Annotated in this window: 14 protein-coding genes; 5 read left to right on the forward strand and 9 right to left on the reverse strand. The window is 66.7% G+C overall.

What is annotated here, in order from left to right:
* Positions 1-56 precede the first annotated feature (56 nt).
* Positions 57-1,358 (forward strand): aspartate aminotransferase family protein, encoded by a 1,302-nt coding sequence (locus BLA15945_RS12455; protein WP_059239392.1) that lies wholly within the window; start codon positions 57-59, stop codon positions 1,356-1,358.
* Positions 1,359-1,427: 69 nt separating this feature from the next.
* On the opposite strand, the gene BLA15945_RS12460 is transcribed toward BLA15945_RS12455, so the two are convergent.
* A complete protein-coding gene (locus BLA15945_RS12460) occupies positions 1,428-2,177 on the reverse strand; it encodes an SDR family oxidoreductase (RefSeq protein ID WP_059239390.1) in 750 nt (249 codons plus the stop codon).
* A 40-nt stretch (positions 2,178-2,217) separates the two neighbouring features.
* On the opposite strand from BLA15945_RS12460, the gene BLA15945_RS12465 reads away from it, so the two are divergent.
* From BLA15945_RS12465 to BLA15945_RS12475, 3 genes are all read left to right on the forward strand, one after another.
* On the forward strand, positions 2,218-3,195 hold the full coding sequence (locus BLA15945_RS12465) for an AraC family transcriptional regulator (protein WP_059239389.1): 978 nt from the start codon (positions 2,218-2,220) through the stop codon (positions 3,193-3,195).
* Between the two features lie 73 nt (positions 3,196-3,268).
* The gene (locus BLA15945_RS12470) at positions 3,269-4,126 is read left to right on the forward strand and encodes an AraC family transcriptional regulator (protein WP_174992487.1); all 858 of its coding nucleotides are present in this window, start codon (positions 3,269-3,271) and stop codon (positions 4,124-4,126) included.
* Between the two features lie 44 nt (positions 4,127-4,170).
* Complete coding sequence (locus BLA15945_RS12475; protein WP_174992488.1) at positions 4,171-4,578, forward strand: DUF2000 domain-containing protein; 408 nt, start codon at positions 4,171-4,173, stop codon at positions 4,576-4,578.
* A 35-nt stretch (positions 4,579-4,613) separates the two neighbouring features.
* Here the strand turns inward: BLA15945_RS12475 and BLA15945_RS12480 are convergent, their stop codons facing one another.
* The 4 genes from BLA15945_RS12480 to BLA15945_RS12495 form a co-directional block, all read right to left on the reverse strand.
* The gene (locus BLA15945_RS12480; protein ID WP_059239382.1) at positions 4,614-4,964 is read right to left on the reverse strand and encodes a VOC family protein; all 351 of its coding nucleotides are present in this window, start codon (positions 4,962-4,964) and stop codon (positions 4,614-4,616) included.
* 65 nt (positions 4,965-5,029) lie between these two features.
* Positions 5,030-5,953: a DMT family transporter gene (locus BLA15945_RS12485; RefSeq protein ID WP_174992489.1), complete on the reverse strand. Its 924-nt coding sequence runs from the start codon at positions 5,951-5,953 to the stop codon at positions 5,030-5,032.
* A 13-nt stretch (positions 5,954-5,966) separates the two neighbouring features.
* Positions 5,967-6,956 carry a 2OG-Fe(II) oxygenase gene (locus tag BLA15945_RS12490; protein ID WP_174992490.1) on the reverse strand — a complete coding sequence of 330 codons (990 nt, stop codon included), beginning with the start codon at positions 6,954-6,956 and terminating at the stop codon, positions 5,967-5,969.
* A gap of 29 nt (positions 6,957-6,985) precedes the next feature.
* A complete protein-coding gene (locus BLA15945_RS12495) occupies positions 6,986-7,966 on the reverse strand; it encodes a hypothetical protein (RefSeq protein ID WP_174992491.1) in 981 nt (326 codons plus the stop codon).
* Positions 7,967-8,099: 133 nt separating this feature from the next.
* Between BLA15945_RS12495 and BLA15945_RS12500 the strand changes: the two genes are divergently transcribed.
* Positions 8,100-8,951, forward strand: a complete 852-nt coding sequence (locus BLA15945_RS12500) for a LysR substrate-binding domain-containing protein (RefSeq protein ID WP_059239374.1) — start codon at positions 8,100-8,102, stop codon at positions 8,949-8,951.
* 87 nt (positions 8,952-9,038) lie between these two features.
* On the opposite strand, the gene BLA15945_RS12505 is transcribed toward BLA15945_RS12500, so the two are convergent.
* From BLA15945_RS12505 to livH, 4 genes are read right to left on the reverse strand one after another with little or no spacing between them, the layout of a single operon-like run.
* Positions 9,039-9,740: an ABC transporter ATP-binding protein gene (locus tag BLA15945_RS12505; protein ID WP_059239372.1), complete on the reverse strand. Its 702-nt coding sequence runs from the start codon at positions 9,738-9,740 to the stop codon at positions 9,039-9,041.
* Entirely contained in the window at positions 9,740-10,513 is a 774-nt protein-coding gene (livG, locus tag BLA15945_RS12510) for a high-affinity branched-chain amino acid ABC transporter ATP-binding protein LivG (RefSeq protein ID WP_059239370.1), read from the reverse strand. Before livG ends, BLA15945_RS12505 begins: the two co-directional genes overlap by 1 nt.
* Complete coding sequence (locus BLA15945_RS12515) at positions 10,510-11,781, reverse strand: high-affinity branched-chain amino acid ABC transporter permease LivM (RefSeq protein ID WP_059239368.1); 1,272 nt, start codon at positions 11,779-11,781, stop codon at positions 10,510-10,512. The genes livG and BLA15945_RS12515 overlap by 4 nt, the downstream gene beginning before the upstream one ends.
* Before the next feature lie 11 nt (positions 11,782-11,792).
* Positions 11,793-12,719: a high-affinity branched-chain amino acid ABC transporter permease LivH gene (gene livH / locus BLA15945_RS12520; RefSeq protein ID WP_041493199.1), complete on the reverse strand. Its 927-nt coding sequence runs from the start codon at positions 12,717-12,719 to the stop codon at positions 11,793-11,795.
* Between the last annotated feature and the right edge of the window lie 176 nt (positions 12,720-12,895).

A 12,895-nucleotide genomic window follows, 5' to 3' on the forward strand; every position in this document is an offset into this window, starting at 1 on the left:
ACCAGACGCGCGCCTAGACTGCAAGCGATCCCTGCCCTTTTGCCCGGAGACGCCCGATGTCCCTGAACGACGACGCAACCTTCTGGCGCAACGCCAGGCAGCACCTGGTCCGCTACGGCGGCACGTTCGAGCCGATGATCATCGAGCGCGCGAAAGGCAGCTTCGTCTACGACGCCGACGGCCGCGCGATCCTCGATTTCACGTCGGGCCAGATGAGCGCGGTGCTCGGCCACAGCCATCCGGAAATCGTGTCCGTGATCAGCGAATACGCGGGCAAGCTCGACCACCTGTTCAGCGGCATGCTGTCGCGGCCGGTCGTCGATCTCGCGACGCGCCTCGCCGACGTCACGCCGCCCGGGCTCGATCGCGCGCTGCTGCTGAGCACCGGCGCGGAGTCGAACGAGGCGGCGATCCGGATGGCCAAGCTCGTCACCGGCAAGTACGAGATCGTCGGCTTCGCGCAGTCGTGGCATGGAATGACGGGCGCGGCCGCATCGGCCACCTACAGCGCCGGCCGCAAGGGCGTCGGCCCGGCGTCGGTCGGTTCGTTCGCGATTCCCGCGCCGTTCACGTACCGGCCGCGTTTCGAGCGCAACGGCGCCTATGACTCTCTCGCCGAACTCGACTACGCATTCGATCTGATCGACCGGCAGTCGAGCGGCAACCTCGCCGCGTTCATCGCGGAACCGATCCTCAGTTCGGGCGGAATCATCGAGCTGCCGGAAGGCTATATGGCGGCGCTCAAGCGCAAGTGCGAGGAGCGCGGGATGCTGCTGATCCTCGACGAAGCGCAGACGGGCATCGGCCGCACCGGCACGATGTTCGCGTGCCAGCGCGACGGCGTGACGCCCGACATCCTGACGCTGTCGAAGACGCTCGGCGCCGGGCTGCCGCTCGCGGCGATCGTGACGTCCGCGGCCATCGAGGAACGTGCGCACGCGCTCGGCTACCTGTTCTACACGACGCACGTGTCCGATCCGCTGCCGGCTGCGGTCGGCCTGCGCGTGCTCGACGTGGTGCAGCGCGACGGGCTCGTCGAGCGGGCCAACGTGATGGGCGACCGGCTCCGGCGCGGCCTGCTCGACCTGATGGAGCGGTTCGACTGCATCGGCGACGTGCGCGGGCGCGGGCTGCTGCTCGGCGTCGAGATCGTCAAGGATCGCCGCACGAAGGAGCCGGCGGACGGGCTCGGCGCGAAGATCACGCGCGAGTGCATGAACCTCGGGCTCAGCATGAACATCGTGCAGTTGCCCGGCATGGGCGGCGTGTTCCGGATCGCGCCGCCGCTGACCGTCAGCGACGAAGAAATCGACCTCGGCCTGTCGCTGCTGGAACAGGCGATCACGCGCGCGCTGTAGCGCCCTGCCCCGCATCACGCGATACCATCGCGCCGGTTCAACGGATCAGCGCGACGGATGCCCGATCGATCAGCCTGCTTCCGCCGCCCACGCTAGCGCATCGGCGCCGGCCGGCATGCGCATCGGGCTCGACGGATCGGTCGCCGCACGCCATACGGCGTCGGCGACATCCTCCGCATGGGTGATCGGCGCAGACGCGTCGAGCATCCGCGCGATCGCCTTCCCGACGAAGTCCGCATACGCTTCGTGCTCGAAGCCGTGCATGTTCGCGCGCGCGTTGTCGCCGAAACGCGTGTCGGGCGCCCGGCCCGGCAGCACGAGATGCGTGCGCACGCCGAACGGCGCGAGTTCGGCCGCCATCGACTCGGTGAACGCATTGACCGCCGCCTTGCTCGCGCGGTACGCGCTGACCAGCGGCAGCGCCTTCAGCGTGACGCTCGACGTGACGTTCACGACCACGCCGGCGCCGCGCTCGCGAAACTGCGGCAGCACGGCCTGCGTGAGCGCGATCGTGCCGATCGTGTTGGTCTCGAACAGCGCGCGTACCGTATCGAGCGGCGTCAGTTCGGCCGGTGCGGCCGCGCCGAAGCCTGCGTTGTTGACGAGCACGTCGATCGGGCCGGCCGCGTCGATCGCGGCGCGGATGCTGTCCACGTTCGTCACGTCCAGCGGCAGTACGCGCAAATGCGCCGACGGCGGCAGCACGTCCTCGCGCGGCGTGCGCATCGTCGCGACGACCCGCCAGTCGCGGGCCAGGAAATGGCGCGCGATCTCGAGGCCGAAGCCGGAGGAACAGCCGGTAATCAGTACGGTCTTCATGCGAACTCCTGTGATGTGTGAGCAGGTGTTCGTACGATAGATGGCCGGATCCGTATTCGCTACAATCGAAAATCCGCTTTTCTTTTGCGAGAGTCCGGCAATGATCGACCCGCTGACCGAAGTCGTGACACTGCTGCAACCGGGCGCGCGGTACTCGAAGTACGTGCGCGGTGCGAGCCCGTGGGCGATCAACCGCACGGTCGCCGGCGAGCCGTTCTACTGCGCGATCCTCGACGGCGGGTGCCGGATCGCGATCGACGGGCATGCGCCGATCGAACTGCTGCCGGGCGATTTCATGCTGATTCCGGCGGCCTACGGCGTCGCGATGTCCAGCCTCGAACCGCCGGCGCCGGGCGTCGAAACCGCGCCGCCGGTCGCGCTCGACCACGGCGAATACCGGATCGGCGATCCGGCCAACCCGGTCGACACGCGGATGATGGCCGGCAACTGCAGCTTCGGTTCTCCCGACGCATCGCTGCTGGTGTCGCTGCTGCCCCGGTTCGTGCACGTGCGCGGGGAACCGCGGCTGACCACGCTCGTGCAACTGGTGCGCGACGAATCGCGCGCGCAACGGCCTGCCCGCGAGATCGTGCTGGCACGCCTGCTGGAAGTGCTGCTGATCGAGGCGTTGCGCTTCACGTCCGGCACGCACGCGTCGCCCGGCCTCGTGCGCGGGCTCGCCGACAGCCGTCTCGCCGCCGCGATCCGCCGGATGCACGAAAGCCCCGCGCATCCGTGGACGATCGTCGCGTTGGCGAAGGAGGCCGCATTGTCGCGCTCGACGTTCTTCGAACGCTTCAGCCGCGCGGTTGGTGTCGCGCCGATGGAATACCTGCTCACGTGGCGCATGGCGCTCGCGAAAGACCTGCTCCGCCGTCACGACGGCCGCATCGCGGAGATCGCGGGGCGCGTCGGCTATAGCTCGGCCAGCACGTTCAGCGTCGCGTTCACGCGCCACGTCGGCCGGCCGCCCGCGCAATATGCACGTGAAGAACAGGCCGCGACCAACGCAGCATGAGCCGCGCCCGCCACCGCCAATCCGCGACCTGCGTACACTACCCGTCACGCAACGACGACGCGCGAGGCATCCGATGACGACAGCGGCAAAGGCCCCCGCCACGACCGACCACTGGCTCGTCGCGCGGCGCGATGCGGAAACCGGCATCGAAAGCCTCCACGCGCATTTCAACGGCCATGCCTACGACGCGCACGACCACGACGACATGCTGGTCGGCTTCACCGAACAGGGCGTGCAGCGCTTCCAGTGCCACCGTTCGCTGCATACGAGCGTGCCGGGCCGCGCGATCCTGATCGAGCCGGGTGCGATGCACGACGGCCACGCGCCCGAAGCCGGCGGCTTCACCTACGGCATGCTGTACCTGCCGCAAGCGTGGGTCGAGCGCGCCGCGCGCCGGCTGGACCTGCCGGGCCTCGGCGGCGTCGAAGCCACGTTCGGCCACACGCTCGTCGACGACCGCAGCCTCGTCGATGCGATCCGGAACGCATTCTTCGCGATCCACGACAACGAAGGCCGGCTCGCACGGGACCAGACGCTCGACCGCCTGCTGACACGGCTCGGCGGCGAACTGCGCGGCCCGCTCGCGCTGGAGAGCGGCGTCGTGCCGCCCGCGATCGCGCGCGTGCGCGATCTGCTGCACGCACACATGGACGGCAACATCGGCCTCGACGAGCTCGCCAGCGTCGCCGGCATCGACCGGTTCCGGCTCACGCGGATGTTCCAGCGCGCATTCGGCACGTCGCCGCATGCGTACCTGGTGCGCTTGCGGCTGCGCGCCGCGCGCAGGCTGCTGGCGGCCGGCCGCACGCCCGCGCAGACGGCCGCGGACGTCGGCTTTGCCGACCAGAGCCATCTCGGCCGCTGGTTCCGTCGCGCGTACCGGATCACGCCGGCCGCCTACCGGCAACTCTGCACAAACGTTCCAGACTGATCGCGCGCGGCATCCGATCATGGATGTTCCAACCAGGAGCAAGCATGTTCGATACGAAAGTAGCGCTGATCGTGCGCGACGATCTCGCGGCGTGGCAGAAACTCAATGTCGTCGCGTTTCTCGCGACGGGCGTCGCGGCCGGTGCGCCCGAAGCGCTCGGCGAGCCTTACGAGGATGCGGCCGGCCGCCGCTACAGCCGGATGCTGGGCCAGCCGATGCTGGTGTTCGCGGCCGATCTGAACGGGTTGCAGGCCGCGCACCGGCAGGCGCTATCGCGCGAACTGACGATCGTGCCTTACGTACGCGCGATGTTCTCGACCGGGCACGACGCGGCCAACCGCGCAGCATTTCGTGCCGGGGATGCGGCGAATCCCGATCTGGTCGGCCTGGCGTTGCACGGGCCGAAGAAGGCCGTGGACAAGGCGGTGAAGGGGCTGGCGTTGCACGCTTGAACGTTGAAACGCCGCATTCGGCCCGACGCTTCAGGTCAGCGATGCGCGAGCACGTTGACGAGTTTGCCGAACGGATCGCGCACGTAGAACCGCCGTACGCCCCACGGCTCGTCGGCCGGCCCGTATTCGACGGGAATGCCGGCTGCTCGAACGCGTTCGAGCGCTTCGTCGACGTCGTCGACCTCGATCGACAGATCGGGCGTCGGCGTACCCGATCCGCCCTGCGATGCGAAGCTGATCTGCACGTCCATCTGCTCGGCATTGCCGTACGTCGCGATCCAGCCGTGGTCCATCAGCAGGTCGAGGCCGAAGATCTGCTGGTAAAAACGCTTTGCGTCGTCGCCTGATCGTGTGTCGATATTGGCGACGATCCGTTTGACTTTCATCGGGTTCCTCCGCGAGCCGGGCTGTCCCGCGAAGCTACACCGGATTCGCGTGCGCAACCAGTGCGTCAGCGGCCGGCCGCCTCCATTTCCTGCCGCCGCGCCCGCGCGGGCCGCTCGACCTGCTTGCCGGCGAGCCACACACCGATCGCGACGACAACGATACCGAGGTAGGTCGTCACCTCGATCGGGTCGCCGAACATCCACGCGGCCCACATCAGCGTCACCGGCGGCTCGAGATAGACGAGGGTCGCCACGCGTGTCGCGGGCATGCGCTTGAGCAGCGCCCACAACGACAGGTACGCGATGAAGGTCGAGAACACCGTCAGCCACACGACCGACACCCACACGTTCGGCTGCGCCGGCACATGCAGGTTGCCCGTGGCGATCCCGCACGCCGCGAACAGCACGAGGCTCACGCACCCTTGCACGAACAGCGGCAGGAACAGCCCGTCCTCGTTGCTGCGCGCGGCCGTCAGTGCGCGCCGCCGCTGATAGATCGTCGCGATCGACAGTCCCAGCGCGGACACCAGCGGCAGCAGATACATGACGATTCCGACCGACCCTGCCGGCAGCGCATACTGCCCGCCGATCACGATGCCCACGCCGACGAACCCGACGACGAGCCCGGCCCACTGGCGCGCCCCGCTGCGCTCGCTGCCTTCGAGCGACGTCATCGCGGCCGTGATGAGCGGCTGCAACGCCGCGACGATCGCGGCGATACCCGGCGGCAGGCCGTGCTGAATCGCGATATAGACGCAGGTCAGATAGAGAAACTGCGACAGGAAGCCGATCACCGCGTGATAGCGGATTTTTTCGAGCGTCAGGCGCCCAAGCTGCCGGTTGAGGACGATCGCGAGGCACAGCGTGACGAGCAGGAACCGCCAGAACAGCAGGTTGAACGCACCGGCCGTTTCCGCGCCGAGCTTCGCGCCGATGAAACCGGAACTCCATGACAACACGAACACGAGCTGAAGCAGGAATAGCTGCATGGGGCGACGGCTCTCAGAAAGTGGCCGGGGACAGGCGCTGGTCGTCCAGTTCCCCGGGGCGAATCGGCTCGAGCCCCAGGCGGCGATACTGCAGTTCGGCGTCGTCCCTGAGCGCGCGCTGCAGCGCCAGCCAGTTGACGATCGTGCGCGGAATGCCGTCGTCCGATGCGAGGTGCCAGAACCCGTTGTCGTCCTCGCGCGTGTACGGGCAATGAAACGACAACACCAGCGACATGCGGCGCCCGGCCTCGACCGGTTCGACGCCATGAAACAGCTTGCTGCCGTAGATGAGCAGCGCGTCGCCCGCGTTGTCGAGTTTCGCGGTCTTCACATGCCGGCGCGCGCGATCGTGGCGGTCGAACGTCTCCGCGGTCGATTCGTAGAACAGAAAGTTGCCGCCCTCGTATTCCGAGCGATCCGACAGCACGATGTTCAGCACGAAACTGGTGCCGTCGGTGTGCCACATGCCCACCTGCGCCTTGCCGTCGTCACCGTGGTCCGTCGGATAGTAGTAGTTGAACTGCGACCGCGCATTGACCATCGGATACGGGATCAGCGGCGCACCGGCGAGACGCGACACCCTCATCAGGAACGCGCGGTCGTGCATCATGTCGTCGATGAACCGCGAGCGGTTCGTCACCGCGCGCACCCGCTTCGAGATGATCCAGTTGCTGCTCGACGCGCTGTGCTCCAGCGCGCGGCCGATCTCGCGCAATGCACTCACCGCTTCGTCGGAGAACAGCCCGCGCAGATGGCACACCGCGTTCAGCGCATCCGAGCGCGTGCCGCGCATCGGCACATCGCGATAGCCGATATCGTCGAGGTTGCGGCGATATCGCACCTGGTAACCGTCGCGCAGGCACGCGCTCGTCCAGCGCATCGGCTCCTTCGCTGCGTCCATCGCGCCATCGACGTTCACGCCGGCGGCCAGCGACGTCTGCAACGCAAGCCTGACCCGATCGAATCCTCGCGCAAACACCGGCAATGCATTTCCCTTGTTCATCGCGCGCCTCGCTATCGACGTTTCGGCATTCAGCCCTTGAACTGCGCAATCTGGTACACGACGCTGCCGTCCCCGCTGCGCAGCTCGTCGATCACGCGACAATTGCCGTGGCTCAGGCGCACGTGGCGGAATTGCTCCGGCGTGTATTTCAGGCAGACGTTGGTGATCAGATGCCCGTCGGCTCCCGCTTTCGACACCGGTTGCAGCGTGACCGCGACATGGAACTGGTCGCCGAGCAGACTGAGCCGGACGATCGACACATGATGCTCGCCAAGCGGCTCGAAACCCTGCTGCCGGCTGACGATCTCGGAGAACCGCACCATGTTCTCGTTCCGGTAGAAGTTGTAGATCGGCTCTTCACGCCCCTCCACGAGCAACTGCATCTCCGACACGACGTAGGTCGACTTCCCGCCGAGATTGCGGATGAGCCGGCCGATCGTCACCGGCAACTCGTTGCCCTCCTGGAACCCGAGCATCGTGATGAACGTCACGTCCTGGCCCAGATCGATATGGTTCCACTGCACGTTCCGGTAATCGTCGGCGATGTAGTTGAAACAGCCGGGCGTTTTCAGGAACGGCATGATCGCGTGCCGCATTGCGTCTTCCGACGACTCGTTGATGTCGACGGCGGTGTAACGCAGATGATCGGGCCCGCCGCCGCTGACGGCCTTCATCAGTTCGGCGGTCTTGACCGGCTCGGGGCCGAGCTCGATGTAGTGGACATCGCGGCCGCGCGACAACGTGGCCAGCCGCTCGCTCAACGCGCCGATCGCTTCGCGCAACGAACCGTTGCCGTCGCGATCCGCGCACAGCGCCGGGCTTCGTACGCCCAGCTCGTTCAGGTTTCGCATCAGCGAAAAGACTTCGCGCCCCGCCGCCTTCCGCCGCGCATCGTCGTCAGTGCGCTTCAGCGTCGAATACTTCTCGTGATTCTCGACCGTCCATACCGACTCCGCCTTCAGCTTCCTGTCCCGCACCAATGCATCTACGACAAAATCATTGATCGACATGAATCATTCCCCGGATGCGTGCCACGCCCGACCGGCTGCCTGCCGTTGTCTGCCTGTTGACCCGAGAATATGGGATGCTCAATAATTCCGTCAATCGACATTACCTGAATCACTGATTCGGAAAAACAAAATCATGCCGCGCACCCTGGACGTCGACCTGCTGCGAACCTTCCACGCCGTCGCGAAGCTCGGCCGCTTCAAGGATGCGGCCGCCCATGTGAACCGCAGCCCGTCGTCGGTCACCGCGCAGATCCAGAAGCTGGAGGAGATGGTCGCGCAACGCCTGTTTACGCGAAACAACCAGGCCGTCGAACTCACGCAGTACGGCCACAAGCTGCTGAGCGACACCACCGAGTTTCTGCTGAGCCACGACCGGCTCGTCGAATCGCTGTCGCCGCAGATGCTGACCGGCAAGCTGCGGCTCGGCATCCCCGATTCCTACGCGGCGCACTTCATGGCGGAATTCCTGCCGCGTTTCGCTGCCGACCGGCCGTTGCTCGAACTGACCGTCGAAGCGCGCTCCAGCGAGGAATTGCAGTTGCTGTTCTCGCGCGGCCAGCTCGACATCACGATCGCCGTCGTGCCGAAGGCGCCGCCGCACGCCGAGCTGCTCAGCAAGACCCATCCGGTGTGGGTCGCCGCGCGCACGTTCAAATTCAATCCCGATGCGCCGCTGCCGATCGCGGTGCAGCTGCAGGGCTGCCCGTACCGCGACACAGCGCTGAACGCGCTGAAGAAGGCAAGGATCGCGCACCGGATGCTGCTCGAGAGCGCCAGTTCACCGGCAGTCGAAGCCTGCATCGCGAACGGCCTCGCGGTCGGCCTGATCGAACACGACCGCGTGTCCGGCAACCTGACGAGCCACGTCGCCGGGATCGTGCTGCCCGATCTGCCGCCGCACCTGATCACGATCCTGACGGACGACAGCAATCGCGCCGCGCTGCATCTGCGCGACGTACTGAAAAGCACGTTCAGGATCGGATAGGGAAGACAAGGCCGGGAACCGGCCTTGCATGCGCAAGCATGGAAAGCAAAACGCCGCCGGCCCGTTGCAGGCCGGCGGCTGTCGGCATCAACCGCCGAGGTAGGCCTGCTTGATGCGATCGTTCGCGAGCAGGTTCGCGCCCGTATCGGCGAGCACCACGCGCCCCGTTTCGAGCACGTAGCCGCGATCGGCCACGCCGAGCGCCTTGTTCGCGTTCTGCTCGACGAGGAACACCGTGACGCCTTCGTCGCGGATCGTGCGGATGATGTCGAAGATCTGCGCGATCACGAGCGGCGCGAGGCCGAGCGTCGGTTCGTCGAGCAGCAGCAAACGCGGCTTGCTCATCAGCGCACGGCCGATCGCCAGCATCTGCTGCTCGCCGCCCGACATCGTGCCGGCCCGCTGCGCCGCGCGCTCCTTCAGGCGCGGAAACAGCTTGAACACGTGCTCGATGCCGTCGTCGATCTCGTGACGGCTCGCGAAGAAGCCGCCCATCTTCAGGTTTTCGAGCACCGTCAGGCTCGGGAACACGCGCCGCCCTTCCGGCGAAATCGCCATCCCCTGCCGCATGATCTGGTGCGTCGACATCCCGGTGATGTCCTTGCCCTCGAACAGCACGCGGCCCGACGAGGCGCGCGGCGTGCCGCACACGGTCATCATCAGCGTCGTCTTGCCGGCGCCGTTGCTGCCGATCAGCGTGACGATCTCGCCCTTGTTCACCTCGATCGACACGCCCGCGAGCGCTTCGACCGCGCCGTAGTGCGTATGGACCTGTTCCAGCTTCAGCATCACTCTTCCCCCAGATACGCCTTGATCACGCGCGGGTCGTTGCGGACCGCCTCCGGCGTGCCGATCACGATCGGCCGGCCGTGCTCCATCACGAGGATGCGGTCGGACACGCCCATCACGAGGCTCATGTCGTGTTCGATCAGCAGCACCGATACGCCGAATTCACGGCGCAGCTTGTCGATCAGGTGCTGCAGCTCGATCTTTTCCTGCGGGTTGAGGCCGGCGGCCGGCTCGTCGAGCATCAGCAGGCGCGGCTCGGTGATCATGCAGCGCGCGATCTCCAGACGCCGCTGGTGCCCGTACGACAGCGTGCCGGCCTGGCGGTTGGCGACCGACGTCAGCCCCATCCGGTCGAGCCACACGGCCGCGCGTTCGAGCGCTTCCTTCTCCGCGTGACGATACGCGGGCGTCGCGAACAGCCCGTGCAGCAGCCCCGCCTTCACCTTGCGATGCTGCGCGACGAGCAGGTTCTCGACGACGGTCAGCGACTTGAACAGGCGGATGTTCTGGAACGTCCGCACGAGACCCTTCAACGCGATCTTGTGGCTCGGCAGCCCGCCAATCGCGTGACCGTCGAGCACGACGTCGCCGCCGGTCGGCTTGTAGAAGCCGCCGACGCAATTGAACACCGTGGTCTTGCCCGCACCGTTCGGCCCGATGATCGCGAACACCTCGTCGCGGCGCACGTCGAAATCGATGCCGTCCACCGCGAGCAACCCGCCGAAGCGCATCTGCAGCCCGGCGACCTTCAACAGTTCTGCGTTCGCGCTCATTGCGGCAGCTCCACGTGGGGACGGCTCGCGGGCAGCAGGCCCTGCGGACGCCACATCATCATCAACACCATCACGAGACCGAAGATCAGCATCCGGTACTCGGCGAAGCCGCGCGCGACTTCCGGCAGCACGGTCAGCAGGATCGCCGCGAGAATCACGCCGAGCTGCGACCCCATCCCGCCGAGCACGACGATCGCGAGGATCAGCGCCGATTCGATGAAGGTGAACGATTCAGGATTCACGAGGCCCTGACGTGCCGCGAAGAACGCGCCGCCGATACCGGCGAACGCGGCACCGAGCGTGAACGCCGACAGCTTGATGCGCGTCGGGTTCAGGCCGAGCGAACGGCACGCGATCTCGTCGTCGCGCAGCGCTTCCCATGCGCGGCCCATCGGCATGCGGATCAGGCGGCTCGTCACGAACAGCGTGAAGCAGACCAGCACCAGCGCGATCAGGTACAGGAAGATCACCATGTGCTCGCCGCTGTATTCCAGCCCGATCAGTTCATGGAAGGTCTTCGCGCCTTCGACGCTCGCCGAGCGCGCCATCTCGAAGCCGAACACCGACGGCTTCGGAATGCTCGAGATGCCGTCCGGGCCGCCGGTGAGGCTCGTCAGGTTGTTCGCGAGCAGGCGGATGATTTCGCCGAAGCCGAGCGTGACGATCGCGAGGTAGTCGCCGCGCAGGCGCAGCACCGGGAAGCCGAGCAGGAAGCCGAACGTCGCCGCGGCGATCGCCGCGATCGGCAGGCACTCCCAGAACGACAGCCCGAAATACTGGTTCAGCATTGCGTACGTATAGCCGCCGACCGCGTAGAACCCGACATAGCCGAGATCGAGCAGGCCCGCGAAACCGACCACGATGTTCAGCCCGAGGCCGAGGATCACGTAGATCAGCGCGAGCGTCGCGACGTCCACCGCACCGCGCGAACCGAAGAACGGCCACACGAACCCGACCGCGAGCATCACCCAGATGATCACGCGCTGCTGCTGCGCGCCCATCGCCGGCACTGCCGGCAGCTTCACGGCCGCTTTCGCGCGCACGAGCCACGGCTTGAACAACTGGAACAGGAACACGGCCGCGACCGCGATCCACACCGGGCGCCAGTGCGGCGTCAGCACGACCTGATAGCCGTCGAGCTTCAACTGCAGACCGAGCACCGGAATCGTGAGGATCGCCGTCAGGAACGCGGCGGCCACGGCATTCTTCAGCGCCTGGCCGATCGAAGCGTCGGCGGCCGGGCGGCGAACGGAAATGACTTGACTCATCTGCGTCTCCCTTAGACCTTTTCGATGTCCGACTTGCCGAGCAGGCCGGTCGGGCGGAAGAGCAGGATCAGCACGAGCAGGCCGAACGCGACGACGTCCTTGTACTCGGCCGGCATGTAGCCTGCGGCGAAGGTTTCGGCGAGGCCGAGCAGCACGCCGCCGAGCATCGCGCCCGGGATGCTGCCGATCCCGCCCAGCACCGCGGCGGTGAACGCCTTGATGCCCGCGACGAAGCCGATATACGGATTCAGCTTGCCGATCGTCAGCCCGATCAGCACGCCGCCGACGGCGGCCAGCATCGCGCCGAGCACGAACGTGAACGAGATCACGCGGTTCGTGTCGATGCCGAGCAGGTTCGCCATCTTCATGTCCTCGGCGCAGGCGCGGCACGCGCGGCCCATCCGCGAATGCGAGATGAACAGCGTGAGCGCGATCATCAGCACGAGCGTCACGCAGACGATCATCAGGCGCGAATACGGGATGGTCACGTCGAAATCGCCGCCGAGATGAATGTCGAATGCGCCGGAGATCAGCACCGGCACCGACACGTCGCGCGCGCCCTGGCCGATCTGCACGTAGTTCTGCAGGAAGATCGACATGCCGATCGCGGAGATCAGCGGCACGAGGCGCGGGCCGCCGCGCAGCGGCCGGTACGCGACGCGCTCGACCGCGAAGCCGTACAGGCCGGTGACGATCACCGACACGATCAGCGCGGCGCCGAGCACGAGCGGCAGCGGATAGCCGGCGGAGATGCCGATTGCAGTGAGGGTCACGAGGCCCACGTACGCGCCGATCATGTAGATCTCGCCGTGGGCGAAGTTGATCATGCCGATGATGCCGTAGACCATCGAGTAGCCGATGGCGATCAACGCATAGATCGCACCCAGCGTCAGGCCGTTGACCAGCTGCTGGGCGAATTGAGGAAAGAAGTCAGTCATGTGCGGGAAGCTCCCGTTGGCGTTGTGTCGCATGCCGTCGCCGGATCACGGCGTTCGGCCGCGCGCAACGCACGGTGTCGTCTCGGGCCGCCCCTTGGCTGCGCACTGGGCCGATGCGCAGCCAATACGCACCCGCCCCGTCCGGGTCTCGGACAGGGCGGGTGCGCGGGCGGGTA

This window comes from Burkholderia arboris (assembly GCF_902499125.1).
In the GTDB taxonomy this organism is placed as follows: Bacteria; Pseudomonadota; Gammaproteobacteria; order Burkholderiales; family Burkholderiaceae; genus Burkholderia; species Burkholderia arboris.

Excerpts from the sequence above, each read along its gene's own strand:
- BLA15945_RS12455 (WP_059239392.1), top strand. The coding sequence starts at position 57 with ATGTCCCTGAACGACGACGCAACCTTCTGGCGCAACGCCAGGCAGCAC.
- BLA15945_RS12460 (WP_059239390.1), bottom strand. The coding sequence starts at position 2,177 with ATGAAGACCGTACTGATTACCGGCTGTTCCTCCGGCTTCGGCCTCGAG.
- BLA15945_RS12465 (WP_059239389.1), top strand. The coding sequence starts at position 2,218 with ATGGCCGGATCCGTATTCGCTACAATCGAAAATCCGCTTTTCTTTTGC.
- BLA15945_RS12470 (WP_174992487.1), top strand. The coding sequence starts at position 3,269 with ATGACGACAGCGGCAAAGGCCCCCGCCACGACCGACCACTGGCTCGTC.
- BLA15945_RS12475 (WP_174992488.1), top strand. The coding sequence starts at position 4,171 with ATGTTCGATACGAAAGTAGCGCTGATCGTGCGCGACGATCTCGCGGCG.
- BLA15945_RS12480 (WP_059239382.1), bottom strand. The coding sequence starts at position 4,964 with ATGAAAGTCAAACGGATCGTCGCCAATATCGACACACGATCAGGCGAC.
- BLA15945_RS12485 (WP_174992489.1), bottom strand. The coding sequence starts at position 5,953 with ATGCAGCTATTCCTGCTTCAGCTCGTGTTCGTGTTGTCATGGAGTTCC.
- BLA15945_RS12490 (WP_174992490.1), bottom strand. The coding sequence starts at position 6,956 with ATGAACAAGGGAAATGCATTGCCGGTGTTTGCGCGAGGATTCGATCGG.
- BLA15945_RS12495 (WP_174992491.1), bottom strand. The coding sequence starts at position 7,966 with ATGTCGATCAATGATTTTGTCGTAGATGCATTGGTGCGGGACAGGAAG.
- BLA15945_RS12500 (WP_059239374.1), top strand. The coding sequence starts at position 8,100 with ATGCCGCGCACCCTGGACGTCGACCTGCTGCGAACCTTCCACGCCGTC.
- BLA15945_RS12505 (WP_059239372.1), bottom strand. The coding sequence starts at position 9,740 with ATGCTGAAGCTGGAACAGGTCCATACGCACTACGGCGCGGTCGAAGCG.
- livG (WP_059239370.1), bottom strand. The coding sequence starts at position 10,513 with ATGAGCGCGAACGCAGAACTGTTGAAGGTCGCCGGGCTGCAGATGCGC.
- BLA15945_RS12515 (WP_059239368.1), bottom strand. The coding sequence starts at position 11,781 with ATGAGTCAAGTCATTTCCGTTCGCCGCCCGGCCGCCGACGCTTCGATC.
- livH (WP_041493199.1), bottom strand. The coding sequence starts at position 12,719 with ATGACTGACTTCTTTCCTCAATTCGCCCAGCAGCTGGTCAACGGCCTG.